Source organism: Ruegeria sp. CDSB029 (assembly GCF_059611125.1).
On the sequence record NZ_JBXWOX010000012.1, the window covers coordinates 1 to 18,353 of the forward strand.

At 55.9% G+C, this 18,353-nt stretch carries 13 protein-coding genes and 1 tRNA gene; 13 read left to right on the forward strand and 1 reads right to left on the reverse strand.

Annotated elements, in window-relative coordinates:
* From AC2FI8_RS14710 to AC2FI8_RS14735, 6 genes are all read left to right on the forward strand, one after another.
* Positions 1–77: transfer RNA gene (locus tag AC2FI8_RS14710), tRNA-Met, on the forward strand.
* 576 nt (positions 78–653) lie between these two features.
* Positions 654–827: a hypothetical protein gene (locus AC2FI8_RS14715; RefSeq protein ID WP_496779834.1), complete on the forward strand. Its 174-nt coding sequence runs from the start codon at positions 654–656 to the stop codon at positions 825–827.
* 903 nt (positions 828–1,730) lie between these two features.
* Complete coding sequence (locus tag AC2FI8_RS14720) at positions 1,731–2,174, forward strand: hypothetical protein (RefSeq protein ID WP_496779836.1); 444 nt, start codon at positions 1,731–1,733, stop codon at positions 2,172–2,174.
* A gap of 111 nt (positions 2,175–2,285) precedes the next feature.
* Entirely contained in the window at positions 2,286–3,017 is a 732-nt protein-coding gene (locus AC2FI8_RS14725) for a metallophosphoesterase family protein (RefSeq protein WP_496779838.1), read from the forward strand.
* Positions 3,018–3,199: 182 nt separating this feature from the next.
* Complete coding sequence (locus AC2FI8_RS14730) at positions 3,200–4,648, forward strand: mannose-1-phosphate guanylyltransferase/mannose-6-phosphate isomerase (RefSeq protein ID WP_496769523.1); 1,449 nt, start codon at positions 3,200–3,202, stop codon at positions 4,646–4,648.
* 188 nt (positions 4,649–4,836) lie between these two features.
* Positions 4,837–5,103: a spike base protein, RCAP_Rcc01079 family gene (locus AC2FI8_RS14735; protein ID WP_496769525.1), complete on the forward strand. Its 267-nt coding sequence runs from the start codon at positions 4,837–4,839 to the stop codon at positions 5,101–5,103.
* Between the two features lie 51 nt (positions 5,104–5,154).
* Here the strand turns inward: AC2FI8_RS14735 and AC2FI8_RS14740 are convergent, their stop codons facing one another.
* Positions 5,155–6,315: a nucleotide sugar dehydrogenase gene (locus tag AC2FI8_RS14740; RefSeq protein ID WP_496779840.1), complete on the reverse strand. Its 1,161-nt coding sequence runs from the start codon at positions 6,313–6,315 to the stop codon at positions 5,155–5,157.
* Between the two features lie 412 nt (positions 6,316–6,727).
* Between AC2FI8_RS14740 and AC2FI8_RS14745 the strand changes: the two genes are divergently transcribed.
* The 7 genes from AC2FI8_RS14745 to AC2FI8_RS14775 all read left to right on the forward strand — a co-directional run bounded on the left by AC2FI8_RS14745 (position 6,728) and on the right by AC2FI8_RS14775 (position 18,350).
* Positions 6,728–7,699, forward strand: coding sequence for an alpha/beta hydrolase (locus tag AC2FI8_RS14745; RefSeq protein ID WP_496769531.1), 972 nt, complete (start codon positions 6,728–6,730; stop codon positions 7,697–7,699).
* 169 nt (positions 7,700–7,868) lie between these two features.
* Positions 7,869–9,449, forward strand: a complete 1,581-nt coding sequence (locus AC2FI8_RS14750; protein WP_496779842.1) for an ABC transporter substrate-binding protein — start codon at positions 7,869–7,871, stop codon at positions 9,447–9,449.
* Between the two features lie 126 nt (positions 9,450–9,575).
* Positions 9,576–11,141, forward strand: a complete 1,566-nt coding sequence (locus AC2FI8_RS14755; RefSeq protein WP_496779845.1) for an ABC transporter substrate-binding protein — start codon at positions 9,576–9,578, stop codon at positions 11,139–11,141.
* A gap of 174 nt (positions 11,142–11,315) precedes the next feature.
* The gene (locus AC2FI8_RS14760; RefSeq protein ID WP_058273052.1) at positions 11,316–12,293 is read left to right on the forward strand and encodes an ABC transporter permease; all 978 of its coding nucleotides are present in this window, start codon (positions 11,316–11,318) and stop codon (positions 12,291–12,293) included.
* Positions 12,290–13,240, forward strand: coding sequence for an ABC transporter permease (locus tag AC2FI8_RS14765; protein ID WP_058273051.1), 951 nt, complete (start codon positions 12,290–12,292; stop codon positions 13,238–13,240). The genes AC2FI8_RS14760 and AC2FI8_RS14765 overlap by 4 nt, the downstream gene beginning before the upstream one ends.
* Before the next feature lie 4 nt (positions 13,241–13,244).
* Positions 13,245–14,954 carry an ABC transporter ATP-binding protein gene (locus tag AC2FI8_RS14770; RefSeq protein ID WP_496779847.1) on the forward strand — a complete coding sequence of 570 codons (1,710 nt, stop codon included), beginning with the start codon at positions 13,245–13,247 and terminating at the stop codon, positions 14,952–14,954.
* A 132-nt stretch (positions 14,955–15,086) separates the two neighbouring features.
* Positions 15,087–18,350 (forward strand): adenylate/guanylate cyclase domain-containing protein, encoded by a 3,264-nt coding sequence (locus tag AC2FI8_RS14775; RefSeq protein WP_496779849.1) that lies wholly within the window; start codon positions 15,087–15,089, stop codon positions 18,348–18,350.
* Positions 18,351–18,353: the final 3 nt, after the last annotated feature.

An 18,353-nucleotide genomic window follows, 5' to 3' on the forward strand; every position in this document is an offset into this window, starting at 1 on the left:
CGCGGGATGGAGCAGCCCGGTAGCTCGTCAGGCTCATAACCTGAAGGTCGTAGGTTCAAATCCTACTCCCGCAACCAAACTTTAAGGTCGGATAATCCCAACGCAGCCCGGGCAGACTGCAATTGATCCCCCAGATCAATCGCTTAACGTCTCAAACTCGCCAGCCGAATAGCCTGCAACGTCGTAGGGCATCGTCAGGGCGTCGAAACGGGTTTTCCGTTGTAGCATGATGCTGTGTTGAGTCTGCCTGATCTGTCCCGCCTCATGGGTTTCAGTTTCCCGTGTTCCGTCGTCACCTATGCGTAAGCGTCCTATCGGGGCCCAGAAGCTCCACTTTCATTCTTTTCCAACCAGCTTAAGACTATCGAACAAGCGATTGGGGCAAGTTGATTGCGTCCGTCTATTGTATCATTTGCTGGACCGACAAAACTGATGGCAAAGTCATCTGGAAACAGGCCGGTTGGTTCGGCACGTCTCCATGTGCCTCTTTTAGGTCCCGGTACACAGTCTGGACAGAAATCGGAGAACTACGAAAATCGAACTCCGTGCTAGAGAATTACCTGTATTTTACATACCCCTTGGCTGAGCACCTACCAGAATCGCGCGTTTTCAGGTATGAGTCCAAGCATTGATTTATTCTTTGAGGTAATGCCATGACCATTGTTCGCACCGTAACTGAGTACCGTGCTGCGCTCCGGGAGATTGAATACCTGTGGGATTCTGAGCCTGATACTGACGAGGGTAAGCGGCTGGAAGAGTACTTGTCCGCGGTCGAACACTACGAGCAGCTTTCCAACACGGCACCCGACAAGCACGCCATTGCCTAAACCTGTGGTATCACATCGCCGTGAGTGCTGCTCACAGTTCTAGGAGAATAGAGATGAACAGGAACTACATAATAATCGCTGCAGTGATTGTTTTTGCCTTAGCTATCTTCATGATGAGGTCAGGCGACGAGGATGCAGGGGGTGATGAAGCTGCACCAGCTGCGGCTACGGAATAGGCGCATCTAGGGGTGGAGAGCGCCAATGCGTAAGTGTTGAATCTAACTCGTAAGAAATGATCTCCCTTATACATTGGGGGCGGTCCATATTGCCGCGTAGCGCCAATATGGAAAAAATTCCGCAGTCGGCCCAAACCAAACCTTGGACAAGTTCTCTTTGCCGCTGCGCGGCATCAGTCAAAACAGTCGTTCGCACATTCGGCTATGCGCAAGTTGGTGGAACGCCACCAGGTGAACAACAAGCCACTTTATAGCTGATCATCTTTCTCAGACCCGTTTACGTCGCTTTTGAGATTTGAGAACGCTGACGAAGGATCGTTTGATCACCGCTTGGGCGGTAAAACCCATTTCATCCCGTCCGGCTTTTGGACGCGATTGAAAATTTCTGCTAACATGTCCTCCAAGTGCAATGTGGGTTCGAGTTGCCGCGCCGCTTTTGCCGATACGAACGAAGTCCCCACTGCATTTGTGAATCAGAGCTGAACCAACTCCGGTGATAGGCCGGTCGGCAATCAGAAAAGTTTAAGAAAAATATAGTTAAAATTTTGATTTAAAACATAATTTTGACTTTTCCCACTCACAGGGAACGCACCACGCAGTTTTACCTCTGATCCGGTCCGCAACTGGAATCGGAGGCTTCGAAATGCTGGATAAAAGGAATCTCTTTCGCCCTCAGCGAGCGCCGGCCAGAGCGAATTGCAAACCTACGCACCGCGGAATCAAAGCTATGGTGGCGGCGCTGATTGCAGGAATACTGACTTCGGCGACTTCTGTCCCTTCGCCCACGTTAGCTGACGGGCTGATGGTTGTTGGCAGCGACCGAGGCGGATATCTGCATGACCGTTTGATCGAGATCGAAAACCTGCAAAAAAACGACATTCAGGTCGAAATTCGGGGACGTGTCTGCTTTTCGACCTGCACGATGTTTCTGGGCCTTCCTGGAACCTGTGTGAACCCTGACACGACATTTGGATTCCATGGACCTTCGCGCAGTGGTCGGCGGCTTGCTCCAGAAGACTTTGACTATTTCAGTCAGGTCATGGCGGCGTACTATCCAGAACCGCTCAGGACGTGGTTCATGGAAAAAGGGCGTAAGCGCATCAACGGCGTTTTCAGGATAAAAGGCACCGAGATCATCAGAATGGGAATTCCTGCCTGCCGGACCGCCTGAATGAAGCTTGCTTAGACCTGCGCGCAAATGTTAGACGCCTTGGGTCTTGACCACCGGCTCTTGAATTCAGTGCTAGCCGGTCGCAGTAGCCACCTAGGAGGCCCCCCTAACGTGCTGTCATCTCTGATTCAACGTTTCGGGCGACGCGCGGTCTTTGCCGCTCCGATGCCGGACAGGCCAACCTGTGTCATTGGTGATGTGCATGGTTGCGTAAGACAGTTGCAGAATCTGTTACCTAAGATCCCAAGGGATCATCGGGTCATCCTTGTCGGAGATTATGTCGATCGCGGCGAAAACAGTGCTGACGTTCTGCGTCTGATCCAAAACCGCCCGGAATTCATCTGTCTGAAGGGAAACCATGAAGACATGATGTTGAATTTCCTGCGTGACCCTGAACAACATGGCCCGCGCTGGCTGCGTTATGGCGGCCTGCAGACGCTGGCTTCATTTGATGTGCGGAACGTGCGCGCCGAAATGGCCGCTGCCGAGCTGGTCGCCTGCCGTGACAATCTGTTGGCGGAAATGGGACCAGAGCTGGTCCAATGGGTATCGGAACTAAGGGCCTTTGACTATTCCGGAAACGTTCTTGTGACGCATGCTGGTGCAAATCCGAATACGCCCGCCGATCAGCAACCCGAAAAAACCCTGATATGGGGCGACCCAGAATTTCGGACAACCGACAGGCGGGACGGAGTGTGGGTTGTTTACGGACACACAATTGTCGATCAACCTACAGTCCGGCGTGGACGGATTGCCGTGGATACCGGAGCCTTTGCCACCGGCGTATTAAGCGCGGTCTGCCTGGACGGTGGTGAGCCAACATTCATCAGTGCCGGCTCTTAGCGGGTTTAACGCAAATACACTGTTGAAAACACAAGGAAATTAAAAAGGTGCGCAGTTTCGGACCCTCACCGGCGTTCGTGGCGCGAGGCATCCTTTTTTTCGGTCAAACCAAGCCGGGCCTTGTCAGGTCATGACGGTTTCAATAGGAAAATTAGGAACCGCGTTAAATCATAGAGCTTTTTATGTTGATCTGTCCTGTCCTTCTTTGTGGAGGCTCCGGCACGCGCCTCTGGCCTTTGTCCCGAAAGAGCTACCCGAAGCAATTCGTTCCATTGGTCGGCGAAGAGACTCTGTTTCAGGCGTCTGCCCGCCGGTTGTCCGGAACAAACGCGGAATTGGAATTTGAATCGCCGGTGGTTCTGACCAACTCGGACTTTCGGTTCATTGTTGCGGAACAGCTGCAGGCCATCGGCATTGATCCCGGAACAATCATGATCGAACCTGAGGGTCGCAACACAGCGCCAGTGGTTCTTGCGGCGGCACTGTATGCTTATGCCAAGGATGAGGCCGCTGTATTGCTGGTTGCCCCTTCCGATCACGTTGTACCGGATGCTGCTGAATTTCAGGCTGCTGTTGCCCGTGGTCTGGAGGCGGTTGCACAAGGCAAACTGGTGACGTTTGGCATTACTCCGACACATGCGGAAACGGCGTATGGATATCTTGAGCTGGCCGCGGGTTCGGGCGGTGACGGAGCGCCTGTTCCGTTGAAGAAATTCGTCGAAAAGCCGAACTTGGCCCGTGCGACCGAAATGCTGGAGGCCGGGAATTACAAATGGAACGCGGGCATTTTCCTGTTTCGTGCGGCAGATATCATCGCAGCCTTCCAGGCCCATGCGCCCGATCTGATAAAACCGGTGAAGGAAGCGGTTGAAACAGCAACGCCGGACCTGGGGTTCCTGCGCCTCAACCCTGAAAGCTGGGCGCAGGCCGAAGACATTTCGATCGACTATGCCGTAATGGAAAAAGCAACAAACTTGTCGGTCGTGCCTTTCGGCGCTGCATGGTCGGACCTGGGCGGCTGGGACGCCGTATGGCGCGAAAGCGGCCCTGACGCACAAGGCGTGGTGACCAGCGGGGGCGCAACAGCGATTGATTGCCACAACACCCTTTTGCGGTCGGATAGCGAGCAGCTGGAAATCGTGGGTATCGGACTGGACAATATCATCGCTGTCGCGATGAATGATGCGGTTTTGGTTGCCGATGCATCGCGGGCGCAAGACGTCAAAAAGGCGGTGAGCGCGCTTAAGGAAAAAAACGCGCCCCAGGCGACGGAATTCCCAAAGGACCACCGCCCGTGGGGGTGGTTCGAAAGCCTGGTGGTTGGCGAGCGGTTTCAGGTGAAGCGTATCCATGTGCACCCTGGTGCATCGCTGAGCCTGCAATGCCATTTCCACCGTTCCGAACACTGGATTGTTGTCGAGGGTACCGCCCGTGTGACAATCGATGATCGTGAGCAATTGGTGACCGAAAACCAGTCTGTCTATATCCCTCTCGGGGCCACGCACCGGATGGAGAATCCGGGAAAGGTTCCGATGGTCCTGATTGAAGTGCAGACCGGCACATATCTGGGTGAGGATGATATTGTGCGCTACGAAGACAAATACGCGCGGGGGCAGGGGGCCAAAGGCTGAACCGCGCCTGAAGTTTCAGTGTAATGTTCATTCAAAACTGCGCGGCAAGGATCAAGTACTCCGCCGCGCAATTTTTCTTTGCGCGGGGGGGGGGGTCTGACGGCGCAACGCGCGGTGCGCTGGCGGATCGTTAAACTGATAATCCTAACGTGCCGCTGACTGACACAGACAGCGAGACATGAATCAAGATGACCAACCCATTCAGCAACCGAGCCTCCAGCCTGTCCGGCCCTGCGCGTGACATTGTTCCCGTTGTCGCTTCGGACAATTCGGATCTGGCCGATGTAGCAATCGGTCTCTACGTCGAATTCGGCGGAGCGATTGTTCTGACCACCGTTCGGGGCGAAACCCGTACAGTTCAGGTGTCGGACTTTTCGATCCTGCCGGTGGGGACAACGCGTGTACATGCAACCGGAACTACAGCGTCCGGTATCCATGCGATGGTATTGGCCTAAACGCAGGTCAATCAAGTCAAGGTTCGAAGGCGCGCAGCCAGTGACAACCGTTTAGTCTGCGCCAAACAAATCCCGGGTAAACACCTTGCCCGCGACATCCTCAAGTTCGGGGCTGTGCCGGTTGGCAACGATCAAATCGGCTTCGGACTTAAAGGCTTCGAGATCCCGCACGACACGAGACCGGAAAAACTCCTCCCCCTCCAGCGCCGGTTCATAAACAATGACCTTGACTCCCTTGGCTTTCAGTCGCTTCATGATCCCTTGGATCGAGGACTGACGGAAATTGTCGCTGCCCACTTTCATGACCAACCGGTGAATACCAACGACGCGCGGGCCTCGCATCAGAATCTGATCGGCCAAAAAATCCTTTCGCGTCCGATTTGCGTCCACGATGGCGCGAATGAGGTTTTGCGGAACATGGTTGTAGTTGGCCAAAAGCTGTTTGGTGTCTTTTGGCAGGCAATAGCCTCCATACCCGAAGGAAGGGTTGTTGTAATGGCCACCAATGCGCGGATCCAGTGAAACGCCTTCGATGATCTGGCGGGTGTTCATGCCACCAGCCATTGCGTAACTGTCGAGCTCGTTGAAAAAGGCCACTCGCATGGCGAGGTAGGTGTTGGAAAACAGCTTGATCGCCTCGGCCTCATCCGGGTCGGTGAACAGGACGTCCACATCTTTGGTCACGGCACCTTCCAGCAAAAGCTCGGCAAACACCCGCGCCCGGTCCGAACGTTCGCCGACGATCACGCGGGACGGGTGGAGGTTGTCATAAAGCGCTCGCCCTTCACGCAGGAACTCCGGTGAGAAAATGAAATTGTCGCTGTCCAGATCGGCGCGCAGCGCCTGAATATACCCCACTGGGATCGTCGATTTGATGATGATCGTGGCCTTGGGGTTGATCGCGTTCACTTGCCGGGCAACGGCTTCGACGCTTGAGGTGTCGAAGTAGTTGGATTTGGCATCATAATTCGTCGGGGTCGCCACGATCACAAACTCGGCGTCTTCGAAGGCCGGTTCTGTGGTTGCCCTGATCGAAAGGGCTCGGTTTGCAAGAAAGTCTTCCAGTTCGGCATCAACGATGGGGCACTGGCCGGAATTGACCATTTCAACCCGCTCTTTTGAAATGTCGATTGCAGTGACATCGTGGTTTTGAGCCAATAGCACCGCATTGGACAATCCCACATATCCAAGACCTACAACTGCAATCTTCATTCCTTTGCCCTCATACTCGCAAACCGGTGTGTACTTCACCTGCTTTATTGCTTGCCGATTGTAAATGCGGGTGTGTGTGCCGAAAACCCCATCGTTACGAAATTATTCGAGGTTCCGATCCGTTGGATGCAGGTCCGAACCAAATGCTGGCCATCTAAGGCGTTCGTTCTGATCTGAGGCGCTTCAAGCCAAGTCAGTTCCATGACTCCAAATGAGATGAAATCAATCAAGATACTGAAAAAAAACAATTTAGTGGTAATGATAATAATATGGATGATTTTCTGGAATTCGGCATTCTCAGGTTGAAGCTGGTATGATAACGGTCAGCCAACACTTGATTTAGGAGATTCAGGATGATCAAAGCGTCTCTTCTCTTGTTAGGCTGATTCCATCCTGAAAAAGAGGGGGTTTCATGCTTTTTATCACGAACAGATTTCCGACCCAGAGTATTCGCACCCGTAAAGGACGCCGTTTTACCTTTGATCTGGACAATAACGCGCCTTCAAACTCGGTGTTTTACTGTGAAAAGGGCGAAGATGAGCATCACACCGAAATCACCAGTAAAGAGCTGCTGCGGCGTGTGCGTGACAACAATTGCCGCCAGATCCTGCTGTATCTTCACGGGTTCAACAACCTGCCGGAGGATGTGTTCGAAACCACGGCTGAGCTTCAGCGTCTGTGCGATCAGGCCAAACCCAGTGAAGTGATGGTGTTACCCCTGATCTGGCCCAGCGACGCCAAGCAAGGGATCGTTCAGAAATACTGGGATGACCAGAAATCCGCGGACCAAAGCGGGTTTTCCTTTGCGCGGGTGCTGGAGCGATTTCTGGAATGGCGCAACAGTGAGGATAACGAGCCCGAAATCGCCCCCTGTCTGAAACGGATCAACCTTCTGGCGCATTCGATGGGCAATCGGGTTTTGCGCCAAACGCTGATAGAATGGGATCGGTACGATCTGGCGTCGGGCGTGCCCCTGTTGTTTCGCAATACCTTCATGGTCGCTGCAGATGTCGTTAATGAATCCGTGCATGAAAATGAGCCCGGTGTGCTGGTCAGCCATGCTTCGCGGAATGTGGTTGTCTATTTCGCCTCTGACGATCTGGCGTTGCGGGCCAGTAAGGCTGCGAACCTCAAGAACAAAGTTGCGTCTCGCCGGTTGGGTCATACCGGGCCAGAGAACATCGACCGAACCCCGCACAACATATTTCAGGTTGATTGCGACGATATCAATACGGCCTATGACACGCCTACCGGCCACAAATATTTTGGTCCGGTTTCGCCGGGTGGCGAGGCGGGCCTTGTGTTCCGGCATATTTTTCAATGCGTCCAATCCGGGCGCGTTTTCCCGGATGATCCGCATCAGCGCTCGGTCATTTTGCGCTGAATCAGGCGTTCGCGATATGTCGGCTTTTCAAATTTGATCAGAAATCCAAATAGTTCACAATCTGGTGTTGCAACCTTCAGAATGATCTGGATGATCAGCACTACCAAGACCGGCAAAACCGGTCTGCCGTTTCATGGAACGGTACTAACGAAAAAACGGGGAGATTATAATGATCCTGAAGAACCTGATGATCGCTGCCAGTGCGACCGCATTGATGGCGGGTGCCGCTTCGGCGGAAACGCTGCGATGGGCGCGTGCTGGTGACGCGCTGACGCTGGATCCGCACTCGCAAAACGAAGGCCCGTCACACACAATACGTCACCAGATGTACGAGCCGCTGATCATCCGCGACGTAACAGGCGCGTTTGAACCTGCACTGGCGACCGAGTGGGGTCCCAAGGCTGATGACCCGAATGTCTGGGTCTTCAAGCTGCGCGAGGGTGTGAAATTCCATGACGGCGCAGACTTCAACGCCGAAGACGTGGTGTTCAGCTTTGAACGGGCCAAGCAACCCAATTCCGACATGAAAGAGCTGATCGGCTCGATCACCGAAGTGCGTGCGGTTGACGATTATACCGTCGAGATCGTCACAGACGGTCCGAACCCGATCCTGCCATCGAACCTGACCAACCTGTTCATTCTGGACAAGGGCTGGGCCGAGGCGAATGACACAGTCAATGTGCAGGATTTCGAAGGCGGCGAGATCACCTATGCCACCACCAATGCCAACGGTACGGGGCCTTATGTCCTTCAAAGCCGCGAGCCTGACGTCAAAACCGTGATGGTGCGCAACGACAACTATTGGGGCATCGGCCAGTTCCCCATGGAAGTGACCGAGATTGTCTATACCCCGATCCAGAACGCTGCGACCCGTGTCGCGGCGATGTTGTCGGGTGAGGTGAACTTCCTGCAGGATATGCCGGTGCAAGACATTGACCGCGTCAATGGTGCCGATGGCCTGATGGTCAAGCAAGCCCCACAGAACCGTGTGATCTTCTTTGGCATGAACCAGGGTGCGGACGATATCGAAGCAGACAACGTAGACGGCAAGAATCCTCTGGCCGATGTGCGTGTGCGTCAGGCGATGTCGATGGCGATCAACCGTGATGCGATCAAGCAGGTCGTGATGCGCGGCCAATCGCAGCCTGCGGGCATGATCGCACCGCCATTCGTGAACGGCTGGACCGAAGCGATGGACGGCGAATCCGCCACTAATCTGGAAAAAGCCAAGGAACTGATGGCAGAGGCAGGTTATGCCGATGGCTTCTCGCTCCGGTTGGACTGCCCGAATGATCGATACATCAACGATGAAGGGATCTGTCAGGCGGCCGTTGGGATGTTGGGCCAGATCGGCGTGACCGTGAATCTGGACGCAAAGCCCAAGGCCCAGCACTTCCCGCTGATCACCGACGGCAAGACAGATTTCTACATGCTGGGTTGGGGTGTTCCGACATATGACTCGGAATACATCTTCAACTTCCTTGTCCACGGTCGCGAAGACGACATCGGCACATGGAACGGAACCGGCTATCAGGACGACGCTCTGGACGAGAAGATCAAGTCGCTCGCCTCGAACACCGACCTGGACGCCCGTAATGCCGACATCGCCGACATCTGGCGTGTGGTGCAGGACGAAGCGCTTTACATCCCCATTCATCACCAGGTTCTGAACTGGGGTATGGCTGACGGTGTCGGCATCGAAGTGGATGCCGAAGACCAGCCCAAGGTCAAATACTTCACCATTAAGTAAGTCAAAACCTTTGACGATCAGACAGGGCGCGATTTTCGCGCCCTGTTTTTTGTTGCGATCTGAGATTTCCTTGCGCATGCGGCAAAAACCAAGAAAACTCGACCCCAGAAACAGGGAGACATAACAATGATCCTCAGGAACAGCGCCATTGGCATTGCAATGCTGGCTGCCACCAGTGTTCAAGCTGCAGATTTCAAATGGGCCTCCACCACGGACCCGCAAACAATGGACCCGCACGCGGTCAATTCGGCTCCGGTTCTGGGATTTCTTAACAACGTCTACGAAGGACTGGTCCGCCGCGACAAGGACATGAGCGTTCAGCCCGCCCTAGCTGTCAGCTGGGAGCCGATTGGCGAAGGCGACGGCTGGCGCTTCAAGCTGCGCGAGGGCGTGACCTTCCACGACGGCAGTACCTTTGATGCGCAGGACGTTCTGTTCAGCTATCAGCGTGCCTCGGGCGAGGCCGCAGATACCCGCAGCTGGTTTGCGCCGGTCAGTGAGGTGATCGTGGTCGACGATTATACTGTCGATATCATGACGACCGCGCCGAACCCGTTGTTCCCGTCTTCGATTGCCAACTGGATGATCATGGATCAAGGCTGGACCGAGGCGAATGATGCCGCCGTCCCAGACAAAGAGACCGGCAATTATGCGACGATCAATGCCAATGGCACCGGTGCATTCAAGGTCACCGAGCGTGAGCCGGGTCTGAAAACCGTACTGGAGCCTCACGAGGGCTGGTGGGGAGACGTCGAACACAATATCACCCGCGCCGAGTTTAACCCGATCCAGAACCCGGCCACCGCTGTTGCGGCGCTGTTGTCGGGCGACGTTGATATGATCAATCCAGTGCCTATTCAGGACGTCGCGCGCCTGCAAGAAGACAGTGAGGTCGAAGTCATCAAGGGGATCGAGGCCCGCGTAATCATGCTGGGCTTTGATCATGAAGCCGAGACGCTGAAATACACAGACGATGAAGGCAAGCCCAACCCGTTCCGCGATCCACGTGTGCGCAAGGCGGTAGCGCAGGCCGTGAATGTGGATGCCATTCTGGCCACCATCATGCGCGGTAATGCCGAGGCGGCATCGCAATTGGTGAGCCCAGCCATGAGCGGCTATTCATCGGCCCATGCCGAACGTCCCGCTTTTGATCTCGAAGGTGCAAAGGCGCTTTTGGCCGAGGCAGGATATGCCGACGGGTTCTCATTCGGGCTGAAATGCCCCAATGACCGCTATCTGAATGACGAGGCTGTCTGTCAGGCCGTTGTCAGCATGTTGGCCCAGATCGGGATCACCGCCGAGCTGGAGGCGATGCCTGTGCGCAATTACTGGCCCGAGCTGCGCGAGGATAACTATGACATGTACCTGCTGGGCTGGAGCCCGGGCACATTTGATGCCGAACACCCCGTTCGGTTCCTTGTCGCGACCCCGAACGAAGAGAAAAAGCTGGGCAGCTGGAATTTCGGTGGGTTCTCGAACGCGCGTGTAGATGAGCTGTTGCCTGCCATCCAGTCTGAGCTGGATGAGACCAAGCGCCAGGCGATGTTGGATGAAGTAGCCAAGATCATTCAGGACGAACAGGTCTATGTGCCGATGTATGTGCAGCCTTTGGTCTGGGGGACACGCAGCAATATCGAGTTGACACAACGCCCCGACAACTTCTTTTTGCTGCGCTGGGTGACGGTGAACTGAAGGCGCATGATATTGGGATTGGCGCGGACAGGAACGGTTGCGCCAATCCACATCTTACACTGCATACAAATCCTATAGCGCAGAAACTGGGATCGCTTTGATACCTGCCCGTTAGCGATACCTTGACCATTTGGTCAGCCCGTGCATAGAGAAGCGGATCAATGGGGAAAGTGAATGTTCGCATATATCGTCCGAAGGATGCTCCAATCCGTGATCGTACTGCTGGTCGTGGGTCTGGTCGCATTTTCTATGTTCCGGTTTGTCGGCGATCCGATCGACAACATGCTGGGTCAGGAGCGTACGCAAGCCGATATCGACCGGCTGCGGGCTGAACTGGGGCTGGATCAGCCGTTTCCGGTTCAGTACTACAAGTTTCTGAAAAATGCCGTTCAAGGCAATTTCGGTGTGTCTTATCGTCAGGGACGTCCTGTCTCGACCATCATAGCCGAGCGCGCGCCGGCCACACTGGAACTGGCTTTTGTTTCCGGCTTTCTGGCAATCACCATGGGGATTGCGCTGGGCGTGTTCACAGCCATCCGACGACAAGGGATTGCTGCGAATGTCATCATGACCGTTTCCCTGATAGGGGTGTCCCTACCCACCTTCCTGATCGGGATCTTATTGATCTACATTTTCTCGGTTGAGTTAGACCTCTTACCCAGCTTCGGGAGGGGCGAGACCGTTATGATTGGCAACTGGTCCACCGGCTTCTTGACGACTTCTGGTCTCAAGGCGCTGATCCTGCCCGCGATTACGCTGGGTCTGTATCAGATGACCCTGATCATGCGCCTGGTCCGGTCGGAAATGCTTGAGGTGTTACGCGCCGATTATGTCCGGTTTGCACGCGCTCGCGGTTTGTCGGACCGGGTGATCAACTTCCGCCATGCGCTGAAGAACACTATGGTTCCCGTGATCACGATCACCGGTCTGCAGCTGGGCTCGATCATCGCGTTCGCCATCATCACCGAGACCGTATTCCAGTGGCCTGGCGTTGGCCTGCTGTTCATCAACGCGATCCAGTTTGTCGATATCCCTGTCATGGCCGCTTATCTGATGTTGATTTCGGTCATGTTCGTTTCGATCAACCTGATCGTCGATCTTCTTTATTATGCCATTGACCCGCGCCTGCGTGTCGACGCGAGGGCCACATGACCGATACCATCGAAACCCCGACCGCCCCCACCAAATCGCGATTTGCCAAGTTCTGGGACAGCGATTTTGCGTGGTCCTTCCGGCATTCTCCGGTTGCCTTGATCGCCTCACTGGTGGTGCTGATCCTTTTGCTGGCCGCCGTTTTTGCCCCGGTCATCGCACCTTATAATCCGTTTGATCCGGCATCGCTGAACCTGATGAACGGCTTTACGCCGCCGGGCACGCCCAATGCCTTTACGCAGGAAACCTTCTTTTTGGGGACCGACGATCAGGGACGCGACGTATTCTCGACCATTCTATATGGCATGCGCATCTCATTGTTTGTTGGCGTGTCAGCGGTGATGCTGGCGCTGATCATCGGTGTCATCCTTGGGCTGGTTGCGGCGTATTTTGGCGGTTGGGTCGAAACGCTCATCATGCGAATTGCCGATGTGCAGCTGACTTTCCCGGCCATTCTGGTTGCGATGCTCATCTTTGGTATCGCCAAGGGGGTTACGCCCCCCGAATACCGCAACGAGATGGCGATTTATGTTCTGATCATCGCGATTGCCCTGTCTGATTGGGTGCAATTTGCGCGGGTCGTACGCGGCGCTGCGCTGGTGGAAAAGAACAAGGAATACGTACAGGCCGCCCGTCTGATCGGGCGCGGGCCAATTCCGATCATGTTCCGCCATATACTGCCCAACGTCCTCAGCCCGGTTCTGGTTATTGCCACGATTTCGCTGGCGCTGGCGATTATCGCCGAGGCGACGCTCAGCTTTCTGGGCGTGGGTGCACCGCCGACCCAGCCGTCGCTGGGAACACTGATCCGTATCGGGCAGGGCTTCCTGTTCTCGGGTGAGTGGTGGATCCTGTTCTTCCCGGCCTGCACCCTTCTGGCGCTGGCCCTGTCTGTCAACCTGCTGGGCGACTGGCTGCGCGACGCGCTGAACCCCAAGCTGCGGTGATTACATGAGCCTTCTGACGATCAACGACCTGACGGTCGAATTCCCGACGCGCCGCCAACTGTTTACCGCCGTGGACCACGTGGACCTGTCCGTTGAACCGGGCGAGATCCACGGTCTGGTGGGCGAATCCGGTGCAGGCAAATCCACAATCGGAGCGGCCATCATGGGTCTGCTGGACCGGCCCGGCCGGATTGCCAGTGGCACCATCAAGCTGAGCGGTGACCAGATCAGCGGTCTGGATGCCGTCGCAATGCGCGGCCTGCGTGGCAAGAAAATCTCGATGATCTTCCAGGATCCTCTGACCTCGCTGAACCCGTTGTTTACAGTGCGCGAACAGCTGACCGAGACGATCCAGGCCCATCTGGGCGGAACGGATGCCGAGGCGAACCAGCGTGCCCGTGATCTGATCGACCGGGTGGGCATTCCTGACCCGGACACGCGGTTGGACCAATATCCGCACCAGTTCTCGGGCGGGATGCGGCAGCGCGTGGTCATCGCATTAGCGCTTTGTACAGAGCCGGACGTGATTATCGCGGATGAACCGACGACGGCGTTGGACGTGTCCGTTCAGGCGCAGATCCTAGACCTGATCAAAGAGCTGGCGCTGGAACGGCAGGTTGGCGTTATCCTGATCACTCACGACATGGGCGTGATCGCGGATACCACGGACAAGGTGACGGTCATGTATGCGGGCAAGGTGGTGGAAACCGGCCCGACGTCTCAGGTCATGGGTCAGCCCGCGCACGAATACACCAAGTCACTGATCGCCGCTGTTCCGCGCCCGACCCTGAAACTGCACCGCTTTCCGCAGATCAGTTATGGTGGGCGTGAGACCCGTTTTGCCATCGAGGATATGGCCCGGCACTGGCCCAAGGTGGACAACGACACCAGCAAACCGGTGTTCGAGATTCGCAATCTGACCAAGAAGTTCCTGCAGCGCAAAGGCCTGCTGCCGTGGGACCGCACTTATTTCACCGCCGTTGACGACGTAAGCTTCGACATTCGTGCGGGTGAGGTATTCGGGGTGGTGGGTGAATCCGGCTCTGGCAAGTCTACCATCGCGCGGATGATCGCGGGGTTGTACCCGGTTGATGGCGGTACGATCACCTTTGAGGGGCAGTTGGTTAGTGATCTGACCAACAGGGCCGCGTTGGATGCCTATCGCAAGAACATCCAGATGATCTTCCAGGACCCTTATTCGTCGCTGAACCCCCGGATGCGGGTCGACGATATTGTGGCCGAACCGATCCGCCATCACAAGCTGATGGAAGGGTCCGACATCAAGCGCCGCGTAGACGAGCTGTTGGATCAGGTCGGGCTGGGCCATGAGGCCGGGCTGAAATACCCGCACGAATTCTCGGGCGGACAGCGACAGCGGATCTCGATTGCCCGCGCGCTGGCAACGCAGCCGCGGTTCCTGATTTGTGACGAACCGACCAGCGCCCTGGACGTGTCAATTCAGGCGCAAATCCTGAACATCCTGAAGGATTTGCAGGAACATCTGGGTCTGACGCTGCTATTTATCAGCCACGACCTGCCGGTGGTGCGTCAGATGTGTGATCGGGTGGCCGTGATGAAGCAGGGCAAGGTGGTTGAACTTCAAGAAACCAACGAACTCTTCGCCAATCCGCAGACCGAATATGCAAGCGAGCTGCTGCGGTTGATGCCGAAACTGGACGATCTGTCCACGGACGGGCTAGAGGCCGAGACCTAACTCCAAAGACCCAATTGCCCGTCACGCGGGCAATTGGGTGTGCATATACATTAAAATATTCAAACTTTGCAGACTCATCCGGGTTTGTTGTGCTACGTCTGTCTTTGGAGTTGGGGGCTTCAGAGGGGCGAAATGTCTCAGGACCTTAGGGACTGGCTAAGCGCACTTGGATTATCTGACTACGCGCAAGCCTTTTTGGATAACAAAATTGATTTTGGAATTTTACCCGATTTAACGGGTGAAGACCTGATCGAAATCGGAGTCACTGCTGTCGGCGACCGCCGGCGGCTTTTGCGCGCGATTGCCGAGCTTGAGACGTTCGAAACCGCCCCGCCCTTTCTGCCTGAGGAATCGCTGGAGCCTGCGAAGCGACAGGTGACAGTCATGTTCGCCGATCTGACCGGATTTACCCGGTTGACCAGCGAATTGGATGCCGAAGACATGCACGCGCTGCTCAACGCTTTCTTCACCAGGGTGGACAAGGTCGTCGAAAAATACGGTGGCCGGATCGACAAGCATATAGGCGATGCGGTCATGGCCGTGTTCGGCGCGCCGATCTCGCACACAAACGATACCGAACGGGCCGCGCGGGCCGCGCTGGAAATTCACACGGTTCTGCCCGGCCTGAACCCGCCGCTGACCTGCCATATCGGGATTGCATCAGGACAGGTCATTGCCAGTACGACAGGTAGTCAGGCGCATACGGAATACACCGTGACCGGTGATGGTGTGAACCTGGCATCGCGCATCACCGACATGGCGGCGCCGGGGGAAACTTTGGTTTCACATGACATTCAGCGAGCGTTAGGGCCGCTTTTTGTCGGTGAGTCGATGGGCGAAAAGGCGATCAAAGGCCTTGGTGATCCGGTTGAGCTGTGGCGGCTGGACCGGATGGCGCGCAACATCCGGTCGCGCAGGCATCGTTTTGTGGGCCGAGAACGAGAGCTATCCCTGTTTTCGGCAACGTTCGATCGATGCCAGCGGCACGGTAAGGGTGAAGTCCATATCGTACTGGGCGAGCCGGGCATTGGCAAAACGCACCTGTCCGAACAGGTGGCTGAGCTGGCTGACAGCCTGTCCTATTCCGTCCACAATGGCGTGGTCATGGATTTCGGTACGCGCGAGGGGCATTCAGCCATCCAATCCGTGACACGCAGTATTCTGGGGCTGGAGCCGACGGATGATACGGAAACCTGTGCCTCTGTAGCAAAGGACGCGATTAGCAAGGGGTGGGTGACAGCGGCGAATGCCGCGCACTTGAATGCGCTGCTGGAGCTTGAACAAGACCCCGGTCTGGCTGAGGTCTATGCGGTGATGGACAATGCAACCCGTCTGCGGGGGCGACGTCAGGTTATAGACGACCTGATTTCGGCCCGCAGCCAAAAAACGCCTTTGTTGATCCATATCGAGGATATCCACTGGGCTTCACCCGAGATCCTGACAGCTTGCGCCCATATCGCGGCGATGACGCGCAATCTGCCCTGCGTGTTGCTAATGACCAGCCGCGTGGAAGGCGATCCGATCGACCGCGAATGGCAACTTGCGACGGATGGTGCCCTGATATCCAAGCTGGAACTGGCGCCAATGGGGGACGAACAAGCCCGACAACTGGTCGAAGAGTTCACCGGGATCGACCCGGAACTGTTAGACGCCTGCGTGAAACGCGCCGGAGGCAATCCGCTGTTTCTTGAACAGTTATTGCGCAATATCGATGTGCTGAAACAGGAATCCGTTCCCGGCAGCATTCAGGGCATTGTTCAGTCCCGTCTGGATTCGCTGGACCGGACCAGCCGAACGTCGATTCAGGCGGCATCCGTGCTGGGGCAGAGGTTCTCGCCCGAAGTTTTGAATTTTGTTCTGGGTGAAGGGCATCTGGATACCTCGACCCTGATCCGCTCTGCCCTGATCCGCGAGGCTGAGGCCGATCTGATGTTTGCCCACGCGCTGATCCGCGACGGATCTTATGCAACTTTGGTGAAATCTGAACGCGCCCGCCTGCATCGTCAGGCCGCGAGTTGGTTTGAGGACCGTGACGCCACTCTGCGGGCACAGCATCTGGATCGCGCGGGTGCGACCCATGCGGCCCAGGCTTATCTGGAAGCCGCGGACAAGCTGATACAGGTTTTTCAGTTCGACGATGCCAGCCCGTTGATCGAACGGGGGCTGGAACTGCCAGCACCCGCAGGGGTTCGCTTTGATCTGTTCTGCGCCCGGGGTGAGACGCACCGGTTGCAGGGCCTGTCCAATGATGCCCTGCGTGAATTCAAAGAGGCCGCAGAATTGGCCGAGACGGATGAACAAATCTGCCGGGCGCAAATCGGCTTGGCGCAGGCCGCGCGGCAGGCCAGCCTGTATCAGGAAGCTCTGGAAAGTCTGGACATTGCCGAGGCAGCTGCGGAACGCTGCGGGTCTGACCGCGACATTGCTCAGATCAACTATGTGCGCGGCAATGTATACTTCCCGCTGGGGCAGGTGACAAAGGCGCTTGAGAGTAACGAAAAGGCTCTAACACTGGCCAGAAAGCTTGAATCCGCGCGGCTTGAGGTTGGTGCGCTCAGTGGATTTGGCGATGCCAATTTCATGAATGCCACGATGCAAACTGCGACAGGGTTCTACACGCAGGCAGTCGAACGGGCGCGAGAAAAGGGTTTGGTCCGCGATTTGGCCGCGAACCTGCACAATCTGAGCGTCGCGCGCAGCTATACCGGTGATGTAGCGCAAGGAAAGTTGGATGCGCAGGAAGCCATTGAAGTGTCACAGAAGTACTTCGCCTTTGTTCCAGAATGCGTGGCGCAGACCTGTTTGGGCGTTGCGCACACTTTCTTAGGGGAAATAGATCAGGCGCTGGACGTCTTTACCCTGTCTGCCGAGATCGCGAACCGCGTTGGAGCGAAACGCCTAGAGGCGCAGGCGCTGGAACATCTTGCCCGCACGCAGGTTTATGCCGGGCAGCTGGAACAGGCGCGTGAAACCGGTCGCCGCGCGGTCGGCATTGCCCTTGAACACGGTCGGAATTTCGTCGGACCAAAAGCGCTGTCAGCTTTGGCCATGGCCGAAGAGGACCCCGCGACGCAAGATGATAACCTAAAGCTTGGCGAGAAGATCATCGCCGAAGGCTGTGTTGGCCATAGCCATCTTCATTTCTATACGGACGCCGCTGCCGTCATGCTGGCGCGAAAGCAGTGGGACGAAGCCACGCGATACGCGGATGCCCTGGCCGCTTTCACTGCAGATGAGCCTTTGCCGATGGTCGATCTGTCGATCCTGCAGGCTCGAACACTGGCTGAATGTGGGGGTTGGGGTATTCCTTTGACGGCACATGAAGGGTTCGATGAATTGAAGGCGCGGTTTCAGGACCTGGGCATCAAACAATCGCTGGTCGGGCCGCTGGACTAATCA

Coding starts and splice junctions, on each gene's coding strand:
- AC2FI8_RS14715 (WP_496779834.1), top strand. CDS start 654: ATGACCATTGTTCGCACCGTAACTGAGTACCGTGCTGCGCTCCGGGAG.
- AC2FI8_RS14760 (WP_058273052.1), top strand. CDS start 11,316: ATGTTCGCATATATCGTCCGAAGGATGCTCCAATCCGTGATCGTACTG.
- AC2FI8_RS14770 (WP_496779847.1), top strand. CDS start 13,245: ATGAGCCTTCTGACGATCAACGACCTGACGGTCGAATTCCCGACGCGC.
- AC2FI8_RS14765 (WP_058273051.1), top strand. CDS start 12,290: ATGACCGATACCATCGAAACCCCGACCGCCCCCACCAAATCGCGATTT.
- AC2FI8_RS14720 (WP_496779836.1), top strand. CDS start 1,731: ATGGTGGCGGCGCTGATTGCAGGAATACTGACTTCGGCGACTTCTGTC.
- AC2FI8_RS14730 (WP_496769523.1), top strand. CDS start 3,200: ATGTTGATCTGTCCTGTCCTTCTTTGTGGAGGCTCCGGCACGCGCCTC.
- AC2FI8_RS14775 (WP_496779849.1), top strand. CDS start 15,087: ATGTCTCAGGACCTTAGGGACTGGCTAAGCGCACTTGGATTATCTGAC.
- AC2FI8_RS14745 (WP_496769531.1), top strand. CDS start 6,728: ATGCTTTTTATCACGAACAGATTTCCGACCCAGAGTATTCGCACCCGT.
- AC2FI8_RS14755 (WP_496779845.1), top strand. CDS start 9,576: ATGATCCTCAGGAACAGCGCCATTGGCATTGCAATGCTGGCTGCCACC.
- AC2FI8_RS14735 (WP_496769525.1), top strand. CDS start 4,837: ATGACCAACCCATTCAGCAACCGAGCCTCCAGCCTGTCCGGCCCTGCG.
- AC2FI8_RS14740 (WP_496779840.1), bottom strand. CDS start 6,315: ATGAAGATTGCAGTTGTAGGTCTTGGATATGTGGGATTGTCCAATGCG.
- AC2FI8_RS14750 (WP_496779842.1), top strand. CDS start 7,869: ATGATCCTGAAGAACCTGATGATCGCTGCCAGTGCGACCGCATTGATG.